Source organism: Streptomyces coeruleorubidus (genome assembly GCF_008705135.1).
GTDB lineage: Bacteria > Actinomycetota > Actinomycetes > Streptomycetales > Streptomycetaceae > Streptomyces > Streptomyces coeruleofuscus.
Genome location: NZ_CP023694.1, coordinates 8,162,035 through 8,178,770 on the forward strand (window position 1 = coordinate 8,162,035; position 16,736 = coordinate 8,178,770).

Annotated in this window: 12 protein-coding genes; 5 read left to right on the plus strand and 7 right to left on the minus strand. The window is 73.1% G+C overall.

Translation table 11 applies throughout. The features are described from left to right. Positions 1-9: 9 nt before the first annotated feature. Positions 10-1,452, minus strand: a complete 1,443-nt coding sequence (locus CP976_RS37530; RefSeq protein ID WP_150484332.1) for a DHA2 family efflux MFS transporter permease subunit — start codon at positions 1,450-1,452, stop codon at positions 10-12. A 137-nt stretch (positions 1,453-1,589) separates the two neighbouring features. Here CP976_RS37530 and CP976_RS37535 point away from each other — a divergent pair, with 137 nt between their 5' ends. After that, positions 1,590-2,285, plus strand: a complete 696-nt coding sequence (locus CP976_RS37535) for a TetR/AcrR family transcriptional regulator (RefSeq protein ID WP_150484333.1) — start codon at positions 1,590-1,592, stop codon at positions 2,283-2,285. A 183-nt stretch (positions 2,286-2,468) separates the two neighbouring features. Here the strand turns inward: CP976_RS37535 and absR1 are convergent, their stop codons facing one another. Continuing rightward, positions 2,469-3,554, minus strand: coding sequence for a beta-glucuronidase AbsR1 (gene absR1 / locus CP976_RS37540; protein WP_150484334.1), 1,086 nt, complete (start codon positions 3,552-3,554; stop codon positions 2,469-2,471). A gap of 95 nt (positions 3,555-3,649) precedes the next feature. Here absR1 and CP976_RS37545 point away from each other — a divergent pair, with 95 nt between their 5' ends. Beyond that, entirely contained in the window at positions 3,650-5,383 is a 1,734-nt protein-coding gene (locus tag CP976_RS37545) for a LuxR family transcriptional regulator AbsR2 (RefSeq protein ID WP_150484335.1), read from the plus strand. A 42-nt stretch (positions 5,384-5,425) separates the two neighbouring features. Here the strand turns inward: CP976_RS37545 and CP976_RS37550 are convergent, their stop codons facing one another. Continuing rightward, positions 5,426-7,882, minus strand: a complete 2,457-nt coding sequence (locus CP976_RS37550; RefSeq protein WP_150485674.1) for a CHAT domain-containing protein — start codon at positions 7,880-7,882, stop codon at positions 5,426-5,428. Between the two features lie 178 nt (positions 7,883-8,060). Here CP976_RS37550 and CP976_RS37555 point away from each other — a divergent pair, with 178 nt between their 5' ends. The 3 genes from CP976_RS37555 (at position 8,061) to CP976_RS37565 (ending at position 10,614) form a co-directional block, all read left to right on the plus strand. Next, positions 8,061-9,491: a S8/S53 family peptidase gene (locus CP976_RS37555; protein ID WP_150484336.1), complete on the plus strand. Its 1,431-nt coding sequence runs from the start codon at positions 8,061-8,063 to the stop codon at positions 9,489-9,491. A 62-nt stretch (positions 9,492-9,553) separates the two neighbouring features. Next, complete coding sequence (locus CP976_RS37560) at positions 9,554-10,129, plus strand: RNA polymerase sigma factor (RefSeq protein ID WP_150484337.1); 576 nt, start codon at positions 9,554-9,556, stop codon at positions 10,127-10,129. Next, positions 10,126-10,614, plus strand: coding sequence for a hypothetical protein (locus tag CP976_RS37565; protein ID WP_150484338.1), 489 nt, complete (start codon positions 10,126-10,128; stop codon positions 10,612-10,614). The genes CP976_RS37560 and CP976_RS37565 overlap by 4 nt, the downstream gene beginning before the upstream one ends. A gap of 37 nt (positions 10,615-10,651) precedes the next feature. Here CP976_RS37565 and CP976_RS37570 read toward each other — a convergent pair whose 3' ends face one another. The 4 genes from CP976_RS37570 to CP976_RS37585 form a co-directional block, all read right to left on the minus strand. After that, positions 10,652-11,449 carry an N-formylglutamate amidohydrolase gene (locus CP976_RS37570; RefSeq protein WP_150484339.1) on the minus strand — a complete coding sequence of 266 codons (798 nt, stop codon included), beginning with the start codon at positions 11,447-11,449 and terminating at the stop codon, positions 10,652-10,654. Between the two features lie 126 nt (positions 11,450-11,575). Continuing rightward, positions 11,576-13,795 (minus strand): NADP-dependent isocitrate dehydrogenase, encoded by a 2,220-nt coding sequence (locus CP976_RS37575; protein WP_150484340.1) that lies wholly within the window; start codon positions 13,793-13,795, stop codon positions 11,576-11,578. 456 nt (positions 13,796-14,251) lie between these two features. Beyond that, positions 14,252-15,349 carry a mechanosensitive ion channel family protein gene (locus CP976_RS37580; RefSeq protein ID WP_150484341.1) on the minus strand — a complete coding sequence of 366 codons (1,098 nt, stop codon included), beginning with the start codon at positions 15,347-15,349 and terminating at the stop codon, positions 14,252-14,254. 227 nt (positions 15,350-15,576) lie between these two features. Next, entirely contained in the window at positions 15,577-16,560 is a 984-nt protein-coding gene (locus CP976_RS37585; protein ID WP_167537497.1) for a lysylphosphatidylglycerol synthase transmembrane domain-containing protein, read from the minus strand. Positions 16,561-16,736: the final 176 nt, after the last annotated feature.

Below are 16,736 nucleotides of genomic sequence, written 5' to 3' on the forward strand. Positions count from 1 at the left end.
CTGGCATGGTCAGTCCCGGGCGGGGAACAGAGCACGGTCATCGGTCCGCTCGACCCGTGACGGTGGACTGGTTCGGCGCAGGACGGTGAGGGCGACGATGACCGCGGCGATCAGGAGCGCGGCGCTGAGGGTCAGCCCGAGCGCGTATCCGTCGTTGAGCGTCTCGGGTGTGGCGGTCCGGCCGGTGCGGTGGTGCGCCGCGGCGCCGACGACGGCGAGTCCGAGTGAGGCACCGATCTGGCGTGAGCTGTTGAGCAGGCCTGAGGCGGTGCCGGTCTCGTGCGGTGCGACGCCGGCGGTGGCGAGGGAGGCGACCGGTCCGAGGCAGAGCCCGAAGCCGCCGCCGGTGACGATCGAGGGCCCGAGAACGTCGGTGGTGAAAGCTCCATCGGGACTGATCAGGCCGAACCAGGCGAGCCCGGTCGCAGTCAGCAGTCCGCCGATGACCAGAAGGACGCGGGGGGTGAGACGGTAGCCGAACTTGACGGCGAGCACGGAGCCGGCGACCACGGCGAGGGCGAACGGCAGGAACATGATCCCGGTCCGGGCCGGCCCCGTCCCGAGGACCTGTTGGAGGTAGAGGGACGCGAAGTAGAAGCAGGAGGCCATGGCCGCACCGACCAGGAGCGTGTAGGCGTTCGCGCCGGTGACCGAGCGGTTGGCGAACAGGCCGAGCCGGACCAGAGGTTCGCGGGCGGTGGTCAGCTCGACACGGACGAACGCGGCCAGCAGCGCTCCGGCGACCGCCAGAGTCGTCAGGGTGACCGGCGAGGTCCACGCGTACTGATCCGTGCGCACGACGCCGAACACCAGCAGGGTCGTGCCCGCCGTGACCAGGACGGCACCGAGCACGTCCGGACGGCCACCGCGAGCCGTCGGCCGGTCGGCGGCGACGCCGCGCCAGGCCAGGACCAGCGCACAAGCGGCCATCGGCACGTTCACGAACATGACCCATCGCCAGTTGGCGTACTCGGTGAGCAGGCCGCCCAACAGGACGCCGAAGGCGCCTCCGGCGGCGTTCGTCGCACTCCATACCCCGAAGGCCCGGACGCGGGCCCTGCCCGTGGGGAACGTCGTGGTCAGCAGCGCCAGTGCGGCCGGAGCCAGCGCGGCGGCCCCCATGCCCTGTACCGCTCGGGCGGCGACAAGGTGGCCGGGATCCCGGGCGAAGCCGCCGGCGAGGGAGGCGAGCCCGAACAGGCCGAGTCCGAGCAGCAGGATCCGCCGGCGGCCGTACCGGTCGGCGGCCTTGCCACCCAGCAGGAGCAGCCCGCCGAAGGTGAGGGCGTAGGCGTGGATCACCCAGGTCAGGCCCACCGCGCTGAAGCCGAGGCCGGCGGCGATCTGCGGGAGTCCGACGTTCACGACCGACAGGTCCAGCGACACCATGAACTGCACCAGGGCCACCGTGCCGAGCGTGAGACCTGGCCGAGCACCGGACCTGTTCGTCATCACGAACTCCCTTCCCCACGCTGCCCGTTGACTTTTCGAACACGTTCCGAAAGTAGCATGGGACAGGCCGCCGTGAACCCGAAAGCCGAACCGCACCCGTTTCGAGGCGGGGGACGGCGGGGCGGCATGATGGGACGATGTCCCGAGCGCCCGCACCGCACGGCCGCACCGGCCGGCCCCCCTTGACCTCCCGTGCGCAGATCCTGGTGGCCGCCCGTCGGCTCATCGACCAGGACGGCTGGGAGAAGCTGACGATCCGCCGCCTGGCCGCCGAGATCGGCATCGGGACGACGACCCTCTACCACCACATCCGGAACAAGGACGACCTGCTGCTCCTCCTGCTCAATCACCACATCGAGCAGATCGAACGCCCGCAACTGCCCGGTGACCCACGGGAGCGCATCGTCACGGCCGCCACCGCGATGCACGACGCCCTCACGGCTTGGCCATGGGCCGCGGAGGTTCTCTCGGCCGACGGGTTCGTCGGCCTCCTCGACGAATCGGCGATGTGGATGGTCGAAGCCATCGTGGCCGGCGCCGGCGACCACGGATGCACACACGAACAGAGCGTCGACGTCTTCCGCAACATCTGGTACTACACCGTCGGCGAGGTCCTCGTCCGCGCCCACTCCGCCCGCCGACGGGACGAAGGCCGGCCCTTCGCCTACCGAGACGACCTGGACCCGTCCCATGTGCCCCACCTGGCCGCCATCGGCGTCCGATGGGCCGCGCTGGCCGCACGGGACATCTACCCCGAAGGGCTCCGCACGTTCGTCGACGGGCTGCTCGCACAAGCGGACGGGGGTGAACGGACCGAAGTGGGGTGTGGATAGTCGGGGTGGCCCTCACTCCTGGGGGCAAGGGTCGCAAGGGCGCACGCGCCGGTGGGCAGAGCGCACCGGTTCAGAACGCATGGCGTGGTCGAGGACGTCACCCACCCCCGATGAGGCGACGTCCTCGACCCTTCCCCCGGCGCCGGACTGTGGCTCAGGTGCCCGCGCGGCGGATCCGTGCCGTCACCAGCACATCACCGCCGTCTCGCCGGAACCCCAGGCGGAGTACAGGCGGACGCGGACGAAGTAGCGGCGGCCCTTGACGAGCCGCGCGCTGATCGTGGCGTTGTGCGGAGTTCCTCCGTCGTCCCGCCCGGCGAGGTAGCGGGGTTCCCCGTCCCGCTCCTCGAAGACCACGACGACGGCGTCGCTGTCGCCGAAGGTGCCCAGCGTGTACGTGCGGGTCTGAGGCGGGTCGACGACGAAGTCGGCCTGCTCGCCAGGCCCGAGACCGAGCGGCGCCGAGCGGAACGGCACCAGCTCGGGCGGGCCCGGGGGAAGCGCCGGCGGATACCAGCGGAGCGCGAACTCCTTGTCGGCGGCGGACAGGGTGCCGGGCGGGTGGAGACCCGCACGGTACTGCTCCGGCTCCAGGACCAGCCCCGACGGGAACGGAAACTCCATGATCGAATGCGGGTCCCAGACGGAGCCGTTGACCTCGTCCGGGTCGAGCTTGCTCAGGATGTTGTAGCGCGTCCGCTCCCGGCTCCAGTGGTGGGGCGGGCCCGCCATCTCGGCGTACACGGCCTCGTCGTCCCAGTGGATGCCGGCGAACGGGCTCTGGTGCTCGTGCAGCATGCCGAGCGCGTGCCCGATCTCGTGCAGGGCCGTCCCGCGCTCCCCGGGCACGGTCAGGTCCCAGCCGAAGTTCATGGTGCGCTCGTGCCGGCCGGCCGGCAGCGCGTCCCGGCCCACCGCCGACCAGGAGCCGGCGCCGAACTGGAACCCGATGCGCAGTTCGGCCTCCGAAGGGTCGTCGACCTCGGCGAAGGTGATCCCGATGCCGAGGTGCCGCCACTCCTCGAAGCACTCGCGCACCACGTCCCGCTGCTCCCCGGCGCCGGCCCACGACACCCGTCGCGTCATCCCCGTCCCCGGCACGGGGATGACGGACGCGTCGGTGTCACGGTCGAAGAAGCAGTAGTGCAGGACCGTGCCGTTGACCCACATCCGCCGCCCGCTCGCGAGCGCGCTCAGCCGCTCGGCCGCCAGCCCGGTTGCGAAGGCGGGCGCCGGCGCCTGTGCCAGCGAGCAGTAGCGTGCGGTCATGGCCACAGCCTGCCCCGCGGCCGGTCCCGGGCGCCTGAGTCGGGGGCTACTCAAGTCGCCCTGTATCAGAAGTGAGTAGCGGCGCTCATGCATGTGTGACGACTTACGAGCGGGACGCGACGACGCTGGAGCTGCCCTGGCCGTTCGCCGGGCGGGAGGACGAACTGGAGCTGGTCCGCCGGTCCCTGGCCGGCGGACGCCGCGGCATCGTGGTGACGGGCCCGGTGGGGTGCGGCAAGACCCGCCTCGTCACCGAGGCGCTCCGCGGCACCGACTGCGCCCGGGCGGCGGGTACGCCCGAGAGCCGGGCCATCCCCTTCGCCGCGTTCGCCCATCTGCTGCCGGAGCCGGTCACCCTGCACCGCGCGGTCCAGCTCCTGTCGGGCGTGCGGACGTTGGTCGTGGACGACGCCCATCTGCTCGACGACGCCTCCGCCGCCCTGGTCCACCAGCTCGCCGTGCACGGCCGCACCCGCCTGCTGGTCGTCGCCACGGACGGCAGCCCGGTGCCGGGTGCGATCGCCCGGCTGTGGACCGGCGAGCTGCTGCCGCGTCTCGCCCTGGAACGGCTGCCCGACGAGGAGACCGCGCAACTGCTCGCAGCGGCCGGGGCCGGACCCCTCGAACCACTGACCGTCAACCGGTTGCGGCGCCTGAGCCGGGGCGACCTGCGGCTGCTGCGCGACCTGCTGGGGGCCGTCCGCGGACAGTTGACCGTCGTGCCGGGCACCGGCGAACGGGCGTGGCGGGGCCCGGTGCCGCTGACCACGGCCGTCCGCGAACGCACCGCCCATGTCCTCGGCCGCACCTGCCCGCTCGAACGGGAGACCCTCGACCGCCTCGCCTTCGCCGAACCCCTGTCGCGGACACTGGACGACCTCGACCTCGACATCGGAGCCCTCGAAGTCCTGGAGTCCGACGGCCTGATCGAGGTCGACGACCTGGGCGGCGTCCGCCTCGCCCACCCCCTCCACGGCCCCGTGCTCAGAGCCGCGGCCGGCCGGCTGCGGGCGCGCCGGCTGGCCCGGACGCCGGACGCGTACGCCTCGGCGCTAGACGCCGAATCGGCCGCACTGGCCCGCCGGATCGACCAGGACGACGTGCGGGCGATGCCCACGCCGGTGGGGGAGTGGCTGGTCGCCGAGGGCGGCCCGCTGCCCGGCCGGTACGCCGCCCTACGCGCCCGGTTCGCCCGGCTGCGGGGCGAGTTGAGGGAGGCGGAGGCCTGGGCGAGAGAAGGCCTGCGGGGCGATTCCGGGGACGCGTCGTGCCGGGACGAACTCGCCCGCGCCCGCACACCGGTGGACAGCCGGGGGGACCTGGACCTCGAAGCCCTCACCGACCCCTACGACGCCGTCCGTCTCGGCGCCCCCGAGAAGGTCATCGACCGGCTGACCGGCGTGTTCGCCCGGCACGCCGACGCGCTGACCCGTGCCGACGGCCCGGCCCTGGTCGAGGTGGCGGAGGAACTGGAGCGGCGCGGCTTCACGCTGTTCGCCGCGGAGGCGCACGCCCAGGCCGTGCGCGCCCACCGCGATCCGAGCGCCGCCCGCCACTCCCGCACCCGGGCCGTCGCCCTGGCCCGGCGCTGCCAGGGCGCCCGCACACCCGCCCTGTCCGGGCTGGTCCTCGGCGAACTCACCGTCCGGCAACGGCAGGTCGTCACGCTCGCGGCGGCCGGCCTGAGCAACCGGCAGATCGCCGAACGCCTCACCCTGTCGATCCGGACCGTCGGCAACCACCTGTACAGCGCCTACGCCCGCCTCGGCGCGAGCGACCGCGGCGCCCTGCCGTTGCTGACGGAAGTCCCGCAAGCCCAGCCGGCCTGAGGCCGCACCCTGACCGGCGGCCTGACCCGAACAGGGGACGGGTCAGGCCGCCCCGAACGCCGAGAACGCCCACCCCGTGGCCTGGTGCAGCGCGTCGCCCGGCAGGGCGGCCCGGGCGTCGCGCAGCGCCTCCGCCAAGGAGAGGCCGGCCCCGAGGCCCTTGTGCAGCGCGAGCATCAGCGGCACCACCGCGGCGTCGTTGACGGGCGCGCTGCACGCCACCACCCCGGCCGTGCCGAGCGGCAGCAGCGCGGTGACCAGGCCGAGCAGTTCGTCGGCGCCGACGGAGGCGAGGAGAGCCGTGTCGCAGCAGGACAGGATGATCCGGTAGGGGCTGCGGTCGACACGCTCGAAGTCGTGCACGACGATCGGCCCGTCGGCCATCCGCAGCGAGGAGAACAGCGGGCTGTCCGCGCGGAACGTGCCGTGCGCGGCGATGTGCGCCAGCGCGGCCCCGTCCAGCTCCTGAAGCACCCGCGGCACCCGCGCCTCGTCGTCCTCCAGGACCGTCGCGCAGGCGTACCGGCCGGCCAGTTCGGGCACCTCGGCGCCGCCCGTGGCCAGGCCCGGGCCACGTACCAGCACATGGCGGCCGTCCGGCGGCGGCGCGGTCTCCCGGGCCCGCAGCCAACTGCCGGCCGACGGCGACACGCTGAGCACGCGTTCCCGCAGCGACGGCAGCAGCGCCCACGGCACCCGGTGCAGCCGCCCCGGCGGTACGATCACCACCGGGCCGCCGCCCAGGTGTTCCGCCGCCGGTCCGAGCAGCAGCTCCTCCAGCCGCCGCCCCGCGGCCTCCACCACCGGAAGCCGCGCTTCTGCCCCGGGGTGCGCCAGCCGCCGCAGCCCCGCCTGCACGTGCTCGGCCTCGGTCTCCGCGTCGGCCAGCAGCCCCGCCTCGAACCTGCGCACCCGCCCCTGCCCGCACAGCAGCACCTGCACCCGTCCGTCGAGCACGGCGAGTTCCACCAGCCGTACCTCGTCGCCCAGCCGCTCCAGCAGCCGGCCGACGTCGAAGCGGTCACCCCCACCGGGGGTCTCGCCGCGCATGTGCAGGGTCCGGGAGCGGATCTGCCGCTCCAGGCGCCGCTGTTCACGCTCCAGAGCCGGAACCGGCCGGCCCTCCATCCGGGCGGCCTCCGCGCGGGAGGCGATCTCACGGAAGGCGGTCATGCCGCTGAGCAGTTCCGGGTCGGCGGGCGGCCGGGTCGGCGGAGTGGACAGCACGGTGGCCCGCCAGCGCTCGCTCCACACCAGCAGCCGCCGCGGGCCGCCGGAGACGAGGCTGGCCCGACCGGCCAACGCGGCCAGTTCCGCGCCCTGTTCGGTGGCGCGGGCCCGCAACTCCGAGGCGCCCAGCGTCATCCGGTGGTCGTCGAGCACGTCCAGGCCGCGCCGGCACGCCTCCAGCACACCCCGGGTGGACCCGGCGGCCCGGGCCCGCAGCGCCTGCGCCGCCCAGCCCGTCATCCGCGCCAGCGGCGGGCCGCTGCGTCTGCTGCGGGCGGCGACGGCCAGATGCCGTTCCGCGTCCGCCGTCCAGCCCAGACCCAGCGCGATCCGGCCGGCGAGCAGTGACGCCTCCGGCGCGGCCGGAGCGCCGAAGGCGGCCAGCTTCCCGGCCACCGCGGCGGCGTCGGCGACCAGCCGCCCCGAGCCGCGCCCGGCCGCGTGCCGCGCCTCGATCATCACCAGCCGGGCGTGCGTCTCCCACCAGGTGCGCCGCTGCCCGCCGCCGATCCCGTCCAGCTTCCCGATCGCCGCGTCCGCCTCGGCCAGTGCCTCGGGGGCCAGCCCGGCCGCCATCAGCACCTCACAGCGCCGGATGTTCAGCATGAACGTCGGCGTGCCCAGCCGGGCGTAGCGTTCCTCCGCCTCGTCGAGCAGCCGCAGCGCCGCCGGCACGTCACCGGACCGGAACGCGGCGAGTCCCCGGCTCTCCACCGCGTCGGCCTTGTCGTGCTCCTGGCCGGTGGTCTCCCACAGCGTCTCGGCCGCGGCGAAGTCCGCCTCGGCCCGCTCCACCGCGCCCAGCGCCAGGTGCACGGTCGCCCGCAAGGTCAGCGCCCGCGCCGTCCAGATCACGTCCTCCGCCTGGCGCAGCACGGGAATCGCCCGGCGTACGTCCTCCAGCGCCTCGCGATGGTGACCGAGCACCCACCACACGTACGCCCGCCGGTACAGCACCCGGGCCCGGGTGTGCCCGCCGCCCCGCGCGACCCCCCGCTCGAACGCCGCCAAGCCCTCCCGGGTGCGCCCCGCGTGCACCAGCGCCACTCCCAGGGTGGCCAGTACGTCCGCCTCCCGATCGGCCGAGTCCGCCCGCGCCGCGAACTCCCGGGCCCGCCGCAGATGGTTCAGCGCGAGCCGCAGATCACCGAAGTCCCGCTGCCAGATACCGATCACCTGATGGGCGACGGAGGCGTCCAGCGGGGAGGGGACGGCGTCGAGCAGCGCCCGGGCCCTCGCGAGAGCCTCGCCCGGATCGGCGAACACCATTGGCAGCAGTTCCTGCACCGAGCCGCTTCCCGCTGTCACTCCTCGGATGGTAGTGGCCCCCGAACGGCGGCACACAGGGTTGGACCTGTATCAAAAAGCCGCCCGGCGGCTCTTGTCGACGAGCACCGACGACCGTTCGCCGCACCGACCGACGCCGTCGCCCAGTGGGAGGACCCGCATGGCACCTCAGCGATTCCACGAGCAGTTCGACCAGATCCAGCGCTCGATGCCGGACGTCCCCCTGGCGATGGGACCGGACGACTCGGCCGAGTTCATGTACGAGAAGGGCGTCGTCCTCGTCCGCGACGGCGAGGAGGCCCGCATCGTCGAGGACACCGTACGGGCGCACTTCACGGCGGCACCCGATCTCGACCAGGACCAGGTCCGCCGGGCGGGCCCGCGGGCCAGCCGCAGCGGCGTCACCCGGATCCGGGTCGGCGACCCCGGCGAGGGCAGCCGGGGAACCGACCGTGCCGTCGCGCAGGCCCTTCGGTCCGTGCGCGAGCGCGAGGCCCGGGCCGGGCACCGGATGGTCGCCCGCAACCACGTGGTGCACATCGCGGTCAACGCCTGCCCCGGCGACGAACCGGTACCCGTCCCGGCGAGCGAGCCGCCCAACCCGGCGGCCGCGGACACGGCGTACGACCCGGGCACCGCCGTCGGCGTCCTCGTCGTCGACACCGGCCTCACGCACGACTACCGCTCCTGCGCGCTCCTCGCCCACGCCGACGGCGACGCCCAGGTCCAGGAGTGCGACGAGCAGGGGATCCTCCAGCAGTACGTCGGGCACGGCACGTTCATCGCCGGGCTCGTCGCCGCCGTCGCGCCCAACACCGACATCACCGTGCGCGGCAGCCTCAACGACGCCGGCGCCGTCCTGGAGTCGGAGTTCGGCGAGAAGCTCTTCGAGGCCGTCGACGCCGGCGGCTGGCCCGACGTCCTCAGCCTCTCCGCCGGCACCTCCAACGGCCGCACCGACGGCCTGCTCGGCGTGGAGAACTTCATGCGGGAACTGCGCGAGCAGCGCACCCTGCTGGTCGCCGCCGCCGGCAACAACGGCAGCGCCACCCCCTTCTGGCCCGCCGCCTACGCCGACCTGCCCGGCTGGGAGGACTCCGTGCTGTCGGTCGGCGCGCTGCGCAGCGACGGCGAGTCCGGCGCCTGCTTCACCAACCACGGCCCCTGGGTGAAGGTCTACGCCCCCGGCGAGCGCCTCACCAGCGCCCTCACCGGCTTCGAGACACCCGTCCCGTACGTCTACCAGCACTCCACGTACGACGCCTGCCGCTACGGCTTCACCTACGGCTGCACCTGCCGGCACCCCCGCCACACCGGCGTGCTGAGCGACGAGAGCGCCTCCGCCAAGCCGGACCAGGTGATGTTCGAGGGGTACGCGCAGTGGAGCGGTACCTCCTTCGCCACCCCCGTGACCGCCGGCCTGGTCGCCGCCCACATGACGGCGCACAAGGAGACCGATCCGCGCGCGGCCCGGCGGCGACTGATCGCCGCCGATACCGGCTTCGCGGAGGTGCGCGGGGCGCACGTACCGGCGCTGCGCCCGCCCACCTGGCGCCCTGTCCCGGTCGTCCCGCTCACCCCCGGTCTGTGAGGGCCGGAACCGCCCCCTCCACGGCGTACGATGACGTGCCGTACTCGAGGGGTGGGGCTGCCGTGGACCGTACTGATGCCGGCGCGCTCGTCCAGGCCGCCGCCGACGGCGACGCGGCGGCCTGGAAGGCGCTCGTGGAAGGGCTGAGCCCCCTGGTGTGGTCCGTGGTGCGGGCCCATCGGCTGTCCGACGCGGACGCCCACGAGGTCTACCAGACCGCCTGGTTCCGCTTCGCCCAGCACCTCGGGCGGATCCGGGAACCCGGCAAGGCGGGCGCGTGGCTGGCGAGCACCGCGCGCCACGAGTGCCTGAAGGTCATCCGGAGCTCGCGACGGCTGACCCTGACGGACGATCCACAGATCCTGGACCGGGTCAGCGAGGACGGCACGCCGGAACAGTCGCTGCTCGACTCCGAGGAGGCCGCCGCCCAGAGCGAACGGGTACGGCGGCTGTGGCAGGAGTTCGAGGAACTGGGCGAGCGGTGCCGGCAGTTGCTGCGGGTGCTGATGGCCACGCCGCCGCCCAGCTACCAGGACGTGTCCGCCGCGCTCGGGATCGCGGTGGGCAGCATCGGGCCGCTGCGCCAGCGCTGTCTGCGCCGCCTGCGGGCCCGGCTCGAAGCGCGGGGGGCGATATGAGCGACATGAACGACGACGAGCTGTTCGACGAAGAGAGCTGGGGGGACGACGGGTTGGACGCGGGGCTGCTGGAGGAGGAACTCCGGCAGGCCGCCGCCGTCCTGGACCCCGTTCCGGCGGAGCTCCAGCAGATCGCCGTCGACGCCTACGCGCTGCACGACCTGGACGCCCGCGTCGCGGAGCTCACCTTCGACTCGCTGGTCGACGCCCTGCCGGTCCGGGGAGCCGGCGACCCGCCCCGGATGCTGACCTTCCAGGCGGGCGAGGTGACCGTCGACGTCGAGGTCACCGCACACGGGCTGATGGGCCAGGTGCTGCCGCCGCAGCCGGCCAGGATCGAGGTCCTGACCGGACCACGCCCCGGCTCCTCGCTCACGTCCGACGACCTGGGCCGCTTCACCGCCGACGCACCGCCCCCGGGCCCGTTCGCCCTGCGGCTGCGGACCGGCGGGGACGTGGTGGTGACGGAGTGGCTGCGGGCCTAGGGCGAACACGCCCTAGGAGTGCTCCAGCCGGTGCCGGTCAGCCGGACACGGCGTCGACCACGCGGGCCAGCGCGGCGGCGAGCCGTCCGAGGCCGGGGCCGGCGGGACCGCCCGGCTCGGTCATGTAGGTGTCCCGGCGGATCTCCACCATGAGCGCCTCGACCCGCGGGTCGGTCCCGTAGAACTCCAGCGGCACGTAGGCCCCCCTGAAGGGGCTGTCGAGCCCCGTCTCCCCGACGTCCCCGAAGGCCCGCCGCGCGGCCTCCAGTAGCCCGGGAGAGGTGTGGAAGGAGTCGGTGCCGAGACACACCGGCGGGCGGGGTCCCTCCCCGTGCAGCTCGTACGGCAGCCGGGCGCGGGGATAGGAGTGCACGTCGATGATCACGGCCCGCCCGGTGGCCGCCAGCCGGTCCGCCACGGCCTGCGTCATCGCCCGCGCGTACGGCAGGAAGTAGCGCTGGACGAGCGGCCCGGCCTCGACGTTCCCGGACCGCAGCACGGCGCCGTGCGTGGTCCGGGTGTAGACCGCGCCCATTCCGACGGCCCGCATCTCCTCCCGTTCGTCGGGGAAGCGCTCGGGGTCGACGACCAGCCGCGACAGCCGGTTGACGAACCGCCATGGGACGACACCGGCCGCTCCGGCCGCCGCCTCGGCGATCTGAGCCGTGTGCGCGTCGGTGATGTGGTCCAGCTCCCGCGCGAGCTCGTCGTCGCCCAGCACGATGTCCGCCCGTACGGACGGCGGTATCTCCCGCGCCGAGTGCGGGACATGCAGGATCACGGGGGAGTGCCCGGCGCCGGGCAGGACGTCGAAGGACCGGAGGTCGTCGGTCACGCGGCGGCTCCAGGGGACGGTGTCGGGGGGCTCCGCTCGAAAGCCCGGCCTCTTCGAACATAACTCCGCCCCGGCCGGGCGGTGCGCAGGCCGGGGCGGAGCGGAGGGACCGAGTGGTCCGGGGCGTCAGCTCAGGGACGCCAGCGCCTCGTTCCACGTGGCGGACGGGCGCATGACCTCAGCGGCCTTCGCCGGGTCGGGCTGGTAGTAGCCGCCGATGTCGGCCGGCTTGCCCTGGACGGCGTTCAGCTCGTCGACGATCTTCTGCTCGTTGGCGGCCAGCGTCTCGGCGATCGGGCCGAAGGCCTTCGCCAGGTCCGCGTCGTCGGTCTGCCGGGCCAGCTCCTGCGCCCAGTACAGGGACAGGTAGAAGTGGCTGCCGCGGTTGTCGATACCGCCGACGCGCCGGGTCGGGGACTTGTCCTCGTTGAGGAAGGTCGCCGTGGCGCGGTCGAGGGTGTCGGCGAGGACCTGGGCGCGGGCGTTGCCCGCCACCTTCGCGAGCTGCTCGAAGGACGGCACCAGGGCGAAGAACTCACCCAGGGAGTCCCAGCGCAGGTAGTTCTCCTTGACCAGCTGCTGCACGTGCTTCGGCGCCGAGCCGCCCGCACCCGTCTCGAAGAGGCCGCCGCCCGCCATCAGCGGGACGACCGACAGCATCTTGGCACTGGTGCCCAGCTCCAGGATCGGGAACAGGTCGGTCAGGTAGTCGCGCAGCACGTTGCCGGTGACGGAGATGGTGTTCTCGCCGCGCCGGATGCGCTCCACCGACAGCTTCGTCGCCTCGACCGGGTTCAGGATCCGGATGTCCAGGCCCTCGGTGTCGTGCTCCGGCAGGTACTGCTCGACCTTGGCGATCAGGTTGGCGTCGTGGGCGCGGGTCTCGTCCAGCCAGAACACCGCCGGGTCGCCCGTGGCGCGGGCGCGGGTGACGGCCAGCTTCACCCAGTCCCTGATCGGCGCGTCCTTGGTCTGGCAGGCGCGGAAGATGTCACCGGCCGAGACGGTCTGCTCGATGAGCGCGGTGCCGTTCTGGTCGACCAGGCGGACGGTGCCCGTGGTGGCGATCTCGAAGGTCTTGTCGTGGCTGCCGTACTCCTCGGCCTTCTGCGCCATGAGGCCGACGTTCGGCACCGTGCCCATGGTGGACGGGTCGAAGGCGCCGTTGGCCTTGCAGTCCTCGATCACGGCCTGGTAGACGCCCGCGTAGGAGGAGTCCGGGATGACCGCCAGGGCGTCGTGCTCCTGCCCGTCCGGGCCCCACATGTGGCCGGAGGTGCGGATCATGGCCGGCATGGAGGCGTCGATGATGACGTCGGAGGGCACGTGCAGGTTCGTGATGCCCTTGTCGGAGTCGACCATCGCCAGCTCCGGGCCCTCGGTGAGCTCGGCGTCGAAGGAGGCCTTGATCTCGGCGCCCTCGGGCAGGGCGTCCAGGCCCTTGTAGATGCCGCCCAGACCGTCGTTCGGGGTCAGGCCGGCCGCGGCGAGCTTGTCGCCGTACTTCGCGAACGTCTTCGGGAAGAAGGCGCGCACCACGTGGCCGAAGACGATCGGGTCGGAGACCTTCATCATCGTCGCCTTCAGGTGCACCGAGAACAGCACGCCCTCCGCCTTGGCCTTGGCGACCTGCTCGGTCAGGAACTCGCGCAGCGCGGCGACCCGCATCACGGAGGCGTCGACGACCTCGCCCTTCTGGACGGGTACGGACTCGCGGAGCACGGTGGTGCTGCCGTCGTCGCCGACGAGCTCGATGCGCAGCGCGCCGTCCTCGGCGATCACCACGGACTTCTCGGTGGAGCGGAAGTCGTTCTGGCCCATGGTCGCCACGTCCGTCTTGGACTCGGCGGACCAGGCGCCCATGCGGTGCGGGTGGGACTTGGCGTAGTTCTTGACCGACGCGGGGGCACGGCGGTCCGAGTTGCCCTCACGCAGGACCGGGTTCACGGCGGAGCCCTTGACCTTGTCGTAGCGGGCGCGGATCTCGCGCTCCTCGTCGGTCTTCGGGTCGTCCGGGTAGTCCGGCAGCGCGTAGCCCTGGCCCTGCAGCTCGGCGATCGCCGCCTTGAGCTGCGGGATGGACGCCGAGATGTTCGGCAGCTTGATGATGTTGGCGGCGGGCGTCTTGGCCAGCTCGCCGAGCTCGGCGAGGGCGTCAGGGATGCGCTGGTCCTCGGTCAGGTACTCCGGGAACAGGGCGATGATGCGCCCGGCCAGCGAGATGTCGCGGGTCTCGACGGCGACACCCGCCTGCGAGGCGTACGCCCGGACCACCGGCAGGAAGGAATACGTTGCCAGGGCCGGGGCCTCGTCAGTGTGCGTATAGATGATGGTCGAGTCAGTCACCGGGTGCTCCGCTCCACGTCTGCAACATTGCTCGACATCAAGATATCTCCTGACGGACCTCGTCTCGACAGGGGTCCACGCCTAGTTTCGCGCCAGCGACCGCCCCAGGGCCCGGGCCGGGGAGACAGTGCCGCGGGTGGCGGCCCCGCGACTGCCCTGGTCGGGGCGGCGACGGCTCCGGCGAGAGCCGTAGCTCCCGGCGACACCGGCTTCGTCCGGCGTCGGCGGCACCGGCCGGCCGCCTCGCCCGCTCGTCAGCTTCCCGCGAACGCCCAGGTCGGATACCGGCGGGCGGGCCGCCGCACGCAGTGGGGGCCGGCTCCGGAGCGACCGGCGCCCGATCGGCGAGCGGATCGCGTACCCCGTACCCGTCCCGCTCGCTCATGGCCCCGGGGTGGTACAGGTCATGTTGGCCGACCACCCGCTCAAGAGCACCGCAGCGGCCCCCGCGAGGCCTCAGTCGACCCGGACCGAGGAAATCTCGTTCGGCTCGATCTCGCCCGTGCGCTGCTGCGGGATGACCACCCCGCCCTGCTGGAGGGCCACCGTCCGGGCCGGGGCGGGGATGCGGATGCCCTCCGTGCGGTAGCGCTTGTGCAGGCGCTTGATGAACTCGTGCTTGATCCGGTACTGGTCGCTGAACTCGCCGACGCCCAGGATGACCGTGAAGCCGATGCGCGAGTCGCCGAAGGTGTGGAACCGGATGATCGGCTCGTGGTCCGGCACCGCGCCCTCGACCTCGGTCATCGTCTCGGCGATGACCTCGTTGGTCACCCGCTCCACGTGCTCCAGGTCGCTGTCGTAGGCCACCCCGACCTGGACCAGGATGGTCAGCTGCTGCTCGGGGCGCATGAAGTTGGTCATGTTCGCCTGCGCGAGCTGGCCGTTGGGGAGCACGACGAGGTTGTTGGACAGGTTGCGGATCGTCGTCTGCCGCCAGTTGATGTCCTCGACGTAGCCCTCCTCACCGCTGCTGAGCTGGATGTAGTCACCGGGCTGGACGGTCTTGGAGGCGAGGATGTGGATGCCCGCGAAGAGGTTGGCGAGGGTGTCCTGAAGCGCCAGCGCGACCGCCAGACCGCCGACGCCCAGGGCGGTGAGCATCGGGGCTATGGAGATCCCCAGCGTCTGGAGCACCACCAGGAAGCCGATCGCCAGGACCAGGATCCGGGTGATGTTGACGAAGATCGTGGCCGAGCCGGCGACGCCGGAACGGGACTGGGTGACCGTGCGCACCAGGCCGGTCACCACCCGCGCCGCCGACACCGTCGCCACGGAGATGAGCAGCACCGTCAGCACCTGGTTGGTGTGGTGCTGCACCGTCTTCGTCAGCGGCAGTACCGCCGCCGCGCCCGCCGCGCCGCCCACCACCGCGGCCCACGGCAGCACGGCCCGCAGCGCGTGCACGATGACGTCGTCCCCGCTCCAGCGGGTGCGGTCGGCGTGCCGGCCCAGCCAGCGCAGCAGCATGCGCAGTGCGAAGGCCGCCAGCAGGCCCGACGCCAGGGCGATGCCGGCGAAGACCAGATCGTCCGCGGTGAGCGCCCGGTTCACCTGTCACCTCCGGGAAGAAGAACTGCGGCGAAGGCCGTTGCCGGCTGCCGGATGTGAAGTTTCGTCACGTCGTCACCTGTTCGTCCTGCGGGATGTCGGTCGCGCCCGACCACCCTGACCCGGGGTCGGCGCGATCGTTCATCCTGCCGCATTCCGCACGGGGTTTCGTACCGTGGAACCGGCCGGACCGGGGAGTTCCGCCCGGGCACTCGGGGCCTGTCGGCCGGTCAGATCACCTTCAGGCGTACCAGCGCCGCCAGCGTCAGCGCGCCCGGCAGCAGTGGCAGCCAGACCGTGATGACCCGGAAGGCCAGCACCACGGCCGTGGCCACGGCGGCCGGGCCGCCCGCCGCGACCAGCGCCATGACCAGCGCCGCCTCCACCGAGCCGATCCCGCCCGGGGTGGGCACCAGCGCGACGGCGACCGTCGCCGCCAGGTAGGCCACCGCCATGTGCGCGGGCGGCACGTCCAGCCCCATCGCCCGGCCCACCAGCACCAGTACGGTCGCCTGCAACGCGGGGAACGCGAAGGACCCGCCCCACAGGGCAAGGGCCCGGGCCGGGCGGGTGTGCACCGAGCGGGCCTCGCCGAGAGCCGTCCGCAGGAAGGACAGCACGGCCGAGCGCACCCGGGGGACCAGGGCCGGCACGGCGACGGCGATGACGAACACCACACCGGCACCGGCCAGCAGCGGGCCGAACGCCGTCTGGGGAACCAGCGTGCCGAGCCGCAGCGCGTCCGGGAGCGCGACGAACAGGACACCCAGCAGGGCCACCCGGCCGACGCTCTCCGCCAGCAGGTACAGCGCGAGAGCCGCCGAGGAGCGGGCGAGCGGCAGCCCGCACACCGTCATGAACCGCAGGTTGACCGCGCTCGCGCCCAGCCCGGTCGGCAGCAGGTGGTTGGCCGCGCCCGCCGCGAACTGCGTGGCGAGCAGCCGCCGTCGGGGCAGCCGCTCGACGACCGCGCCCTGCCGGGTGCAGGCGGCGGCGACCCAGGTCAGACAGGTCGCGCCCACCGCGGCCAGCAGCCACGGCCATTCGGCGTTGCCCAGATGCGCGAAGCCCTCGGCGAGCACCGACCGGTGCCGCACCGCGACCACGGTGACCAGCAGGAGCGGAAGCAGACACAGGATCTGACGCAGGCGGCGGACCGGGACGCGACGGGGGAGTCGTCCCGGGCGGACTTCGGGGAGTTGTACCGCTGTCACGTCCGCAGAGGCTTCCCACGCCCCGCCAACGGCGGGTTGCGGACGGGCGGACGGCGTCTTACGCGCGGGGAGCGGCTGGGAGGAGAGCGTCATCGGGGCCTTTGCGGGGGGACGGGGAGAAGGGGTTCGGGCCGATTGTGCGAGGGGACGGGGAGAGGGGGTTCGGGCCGATTGTG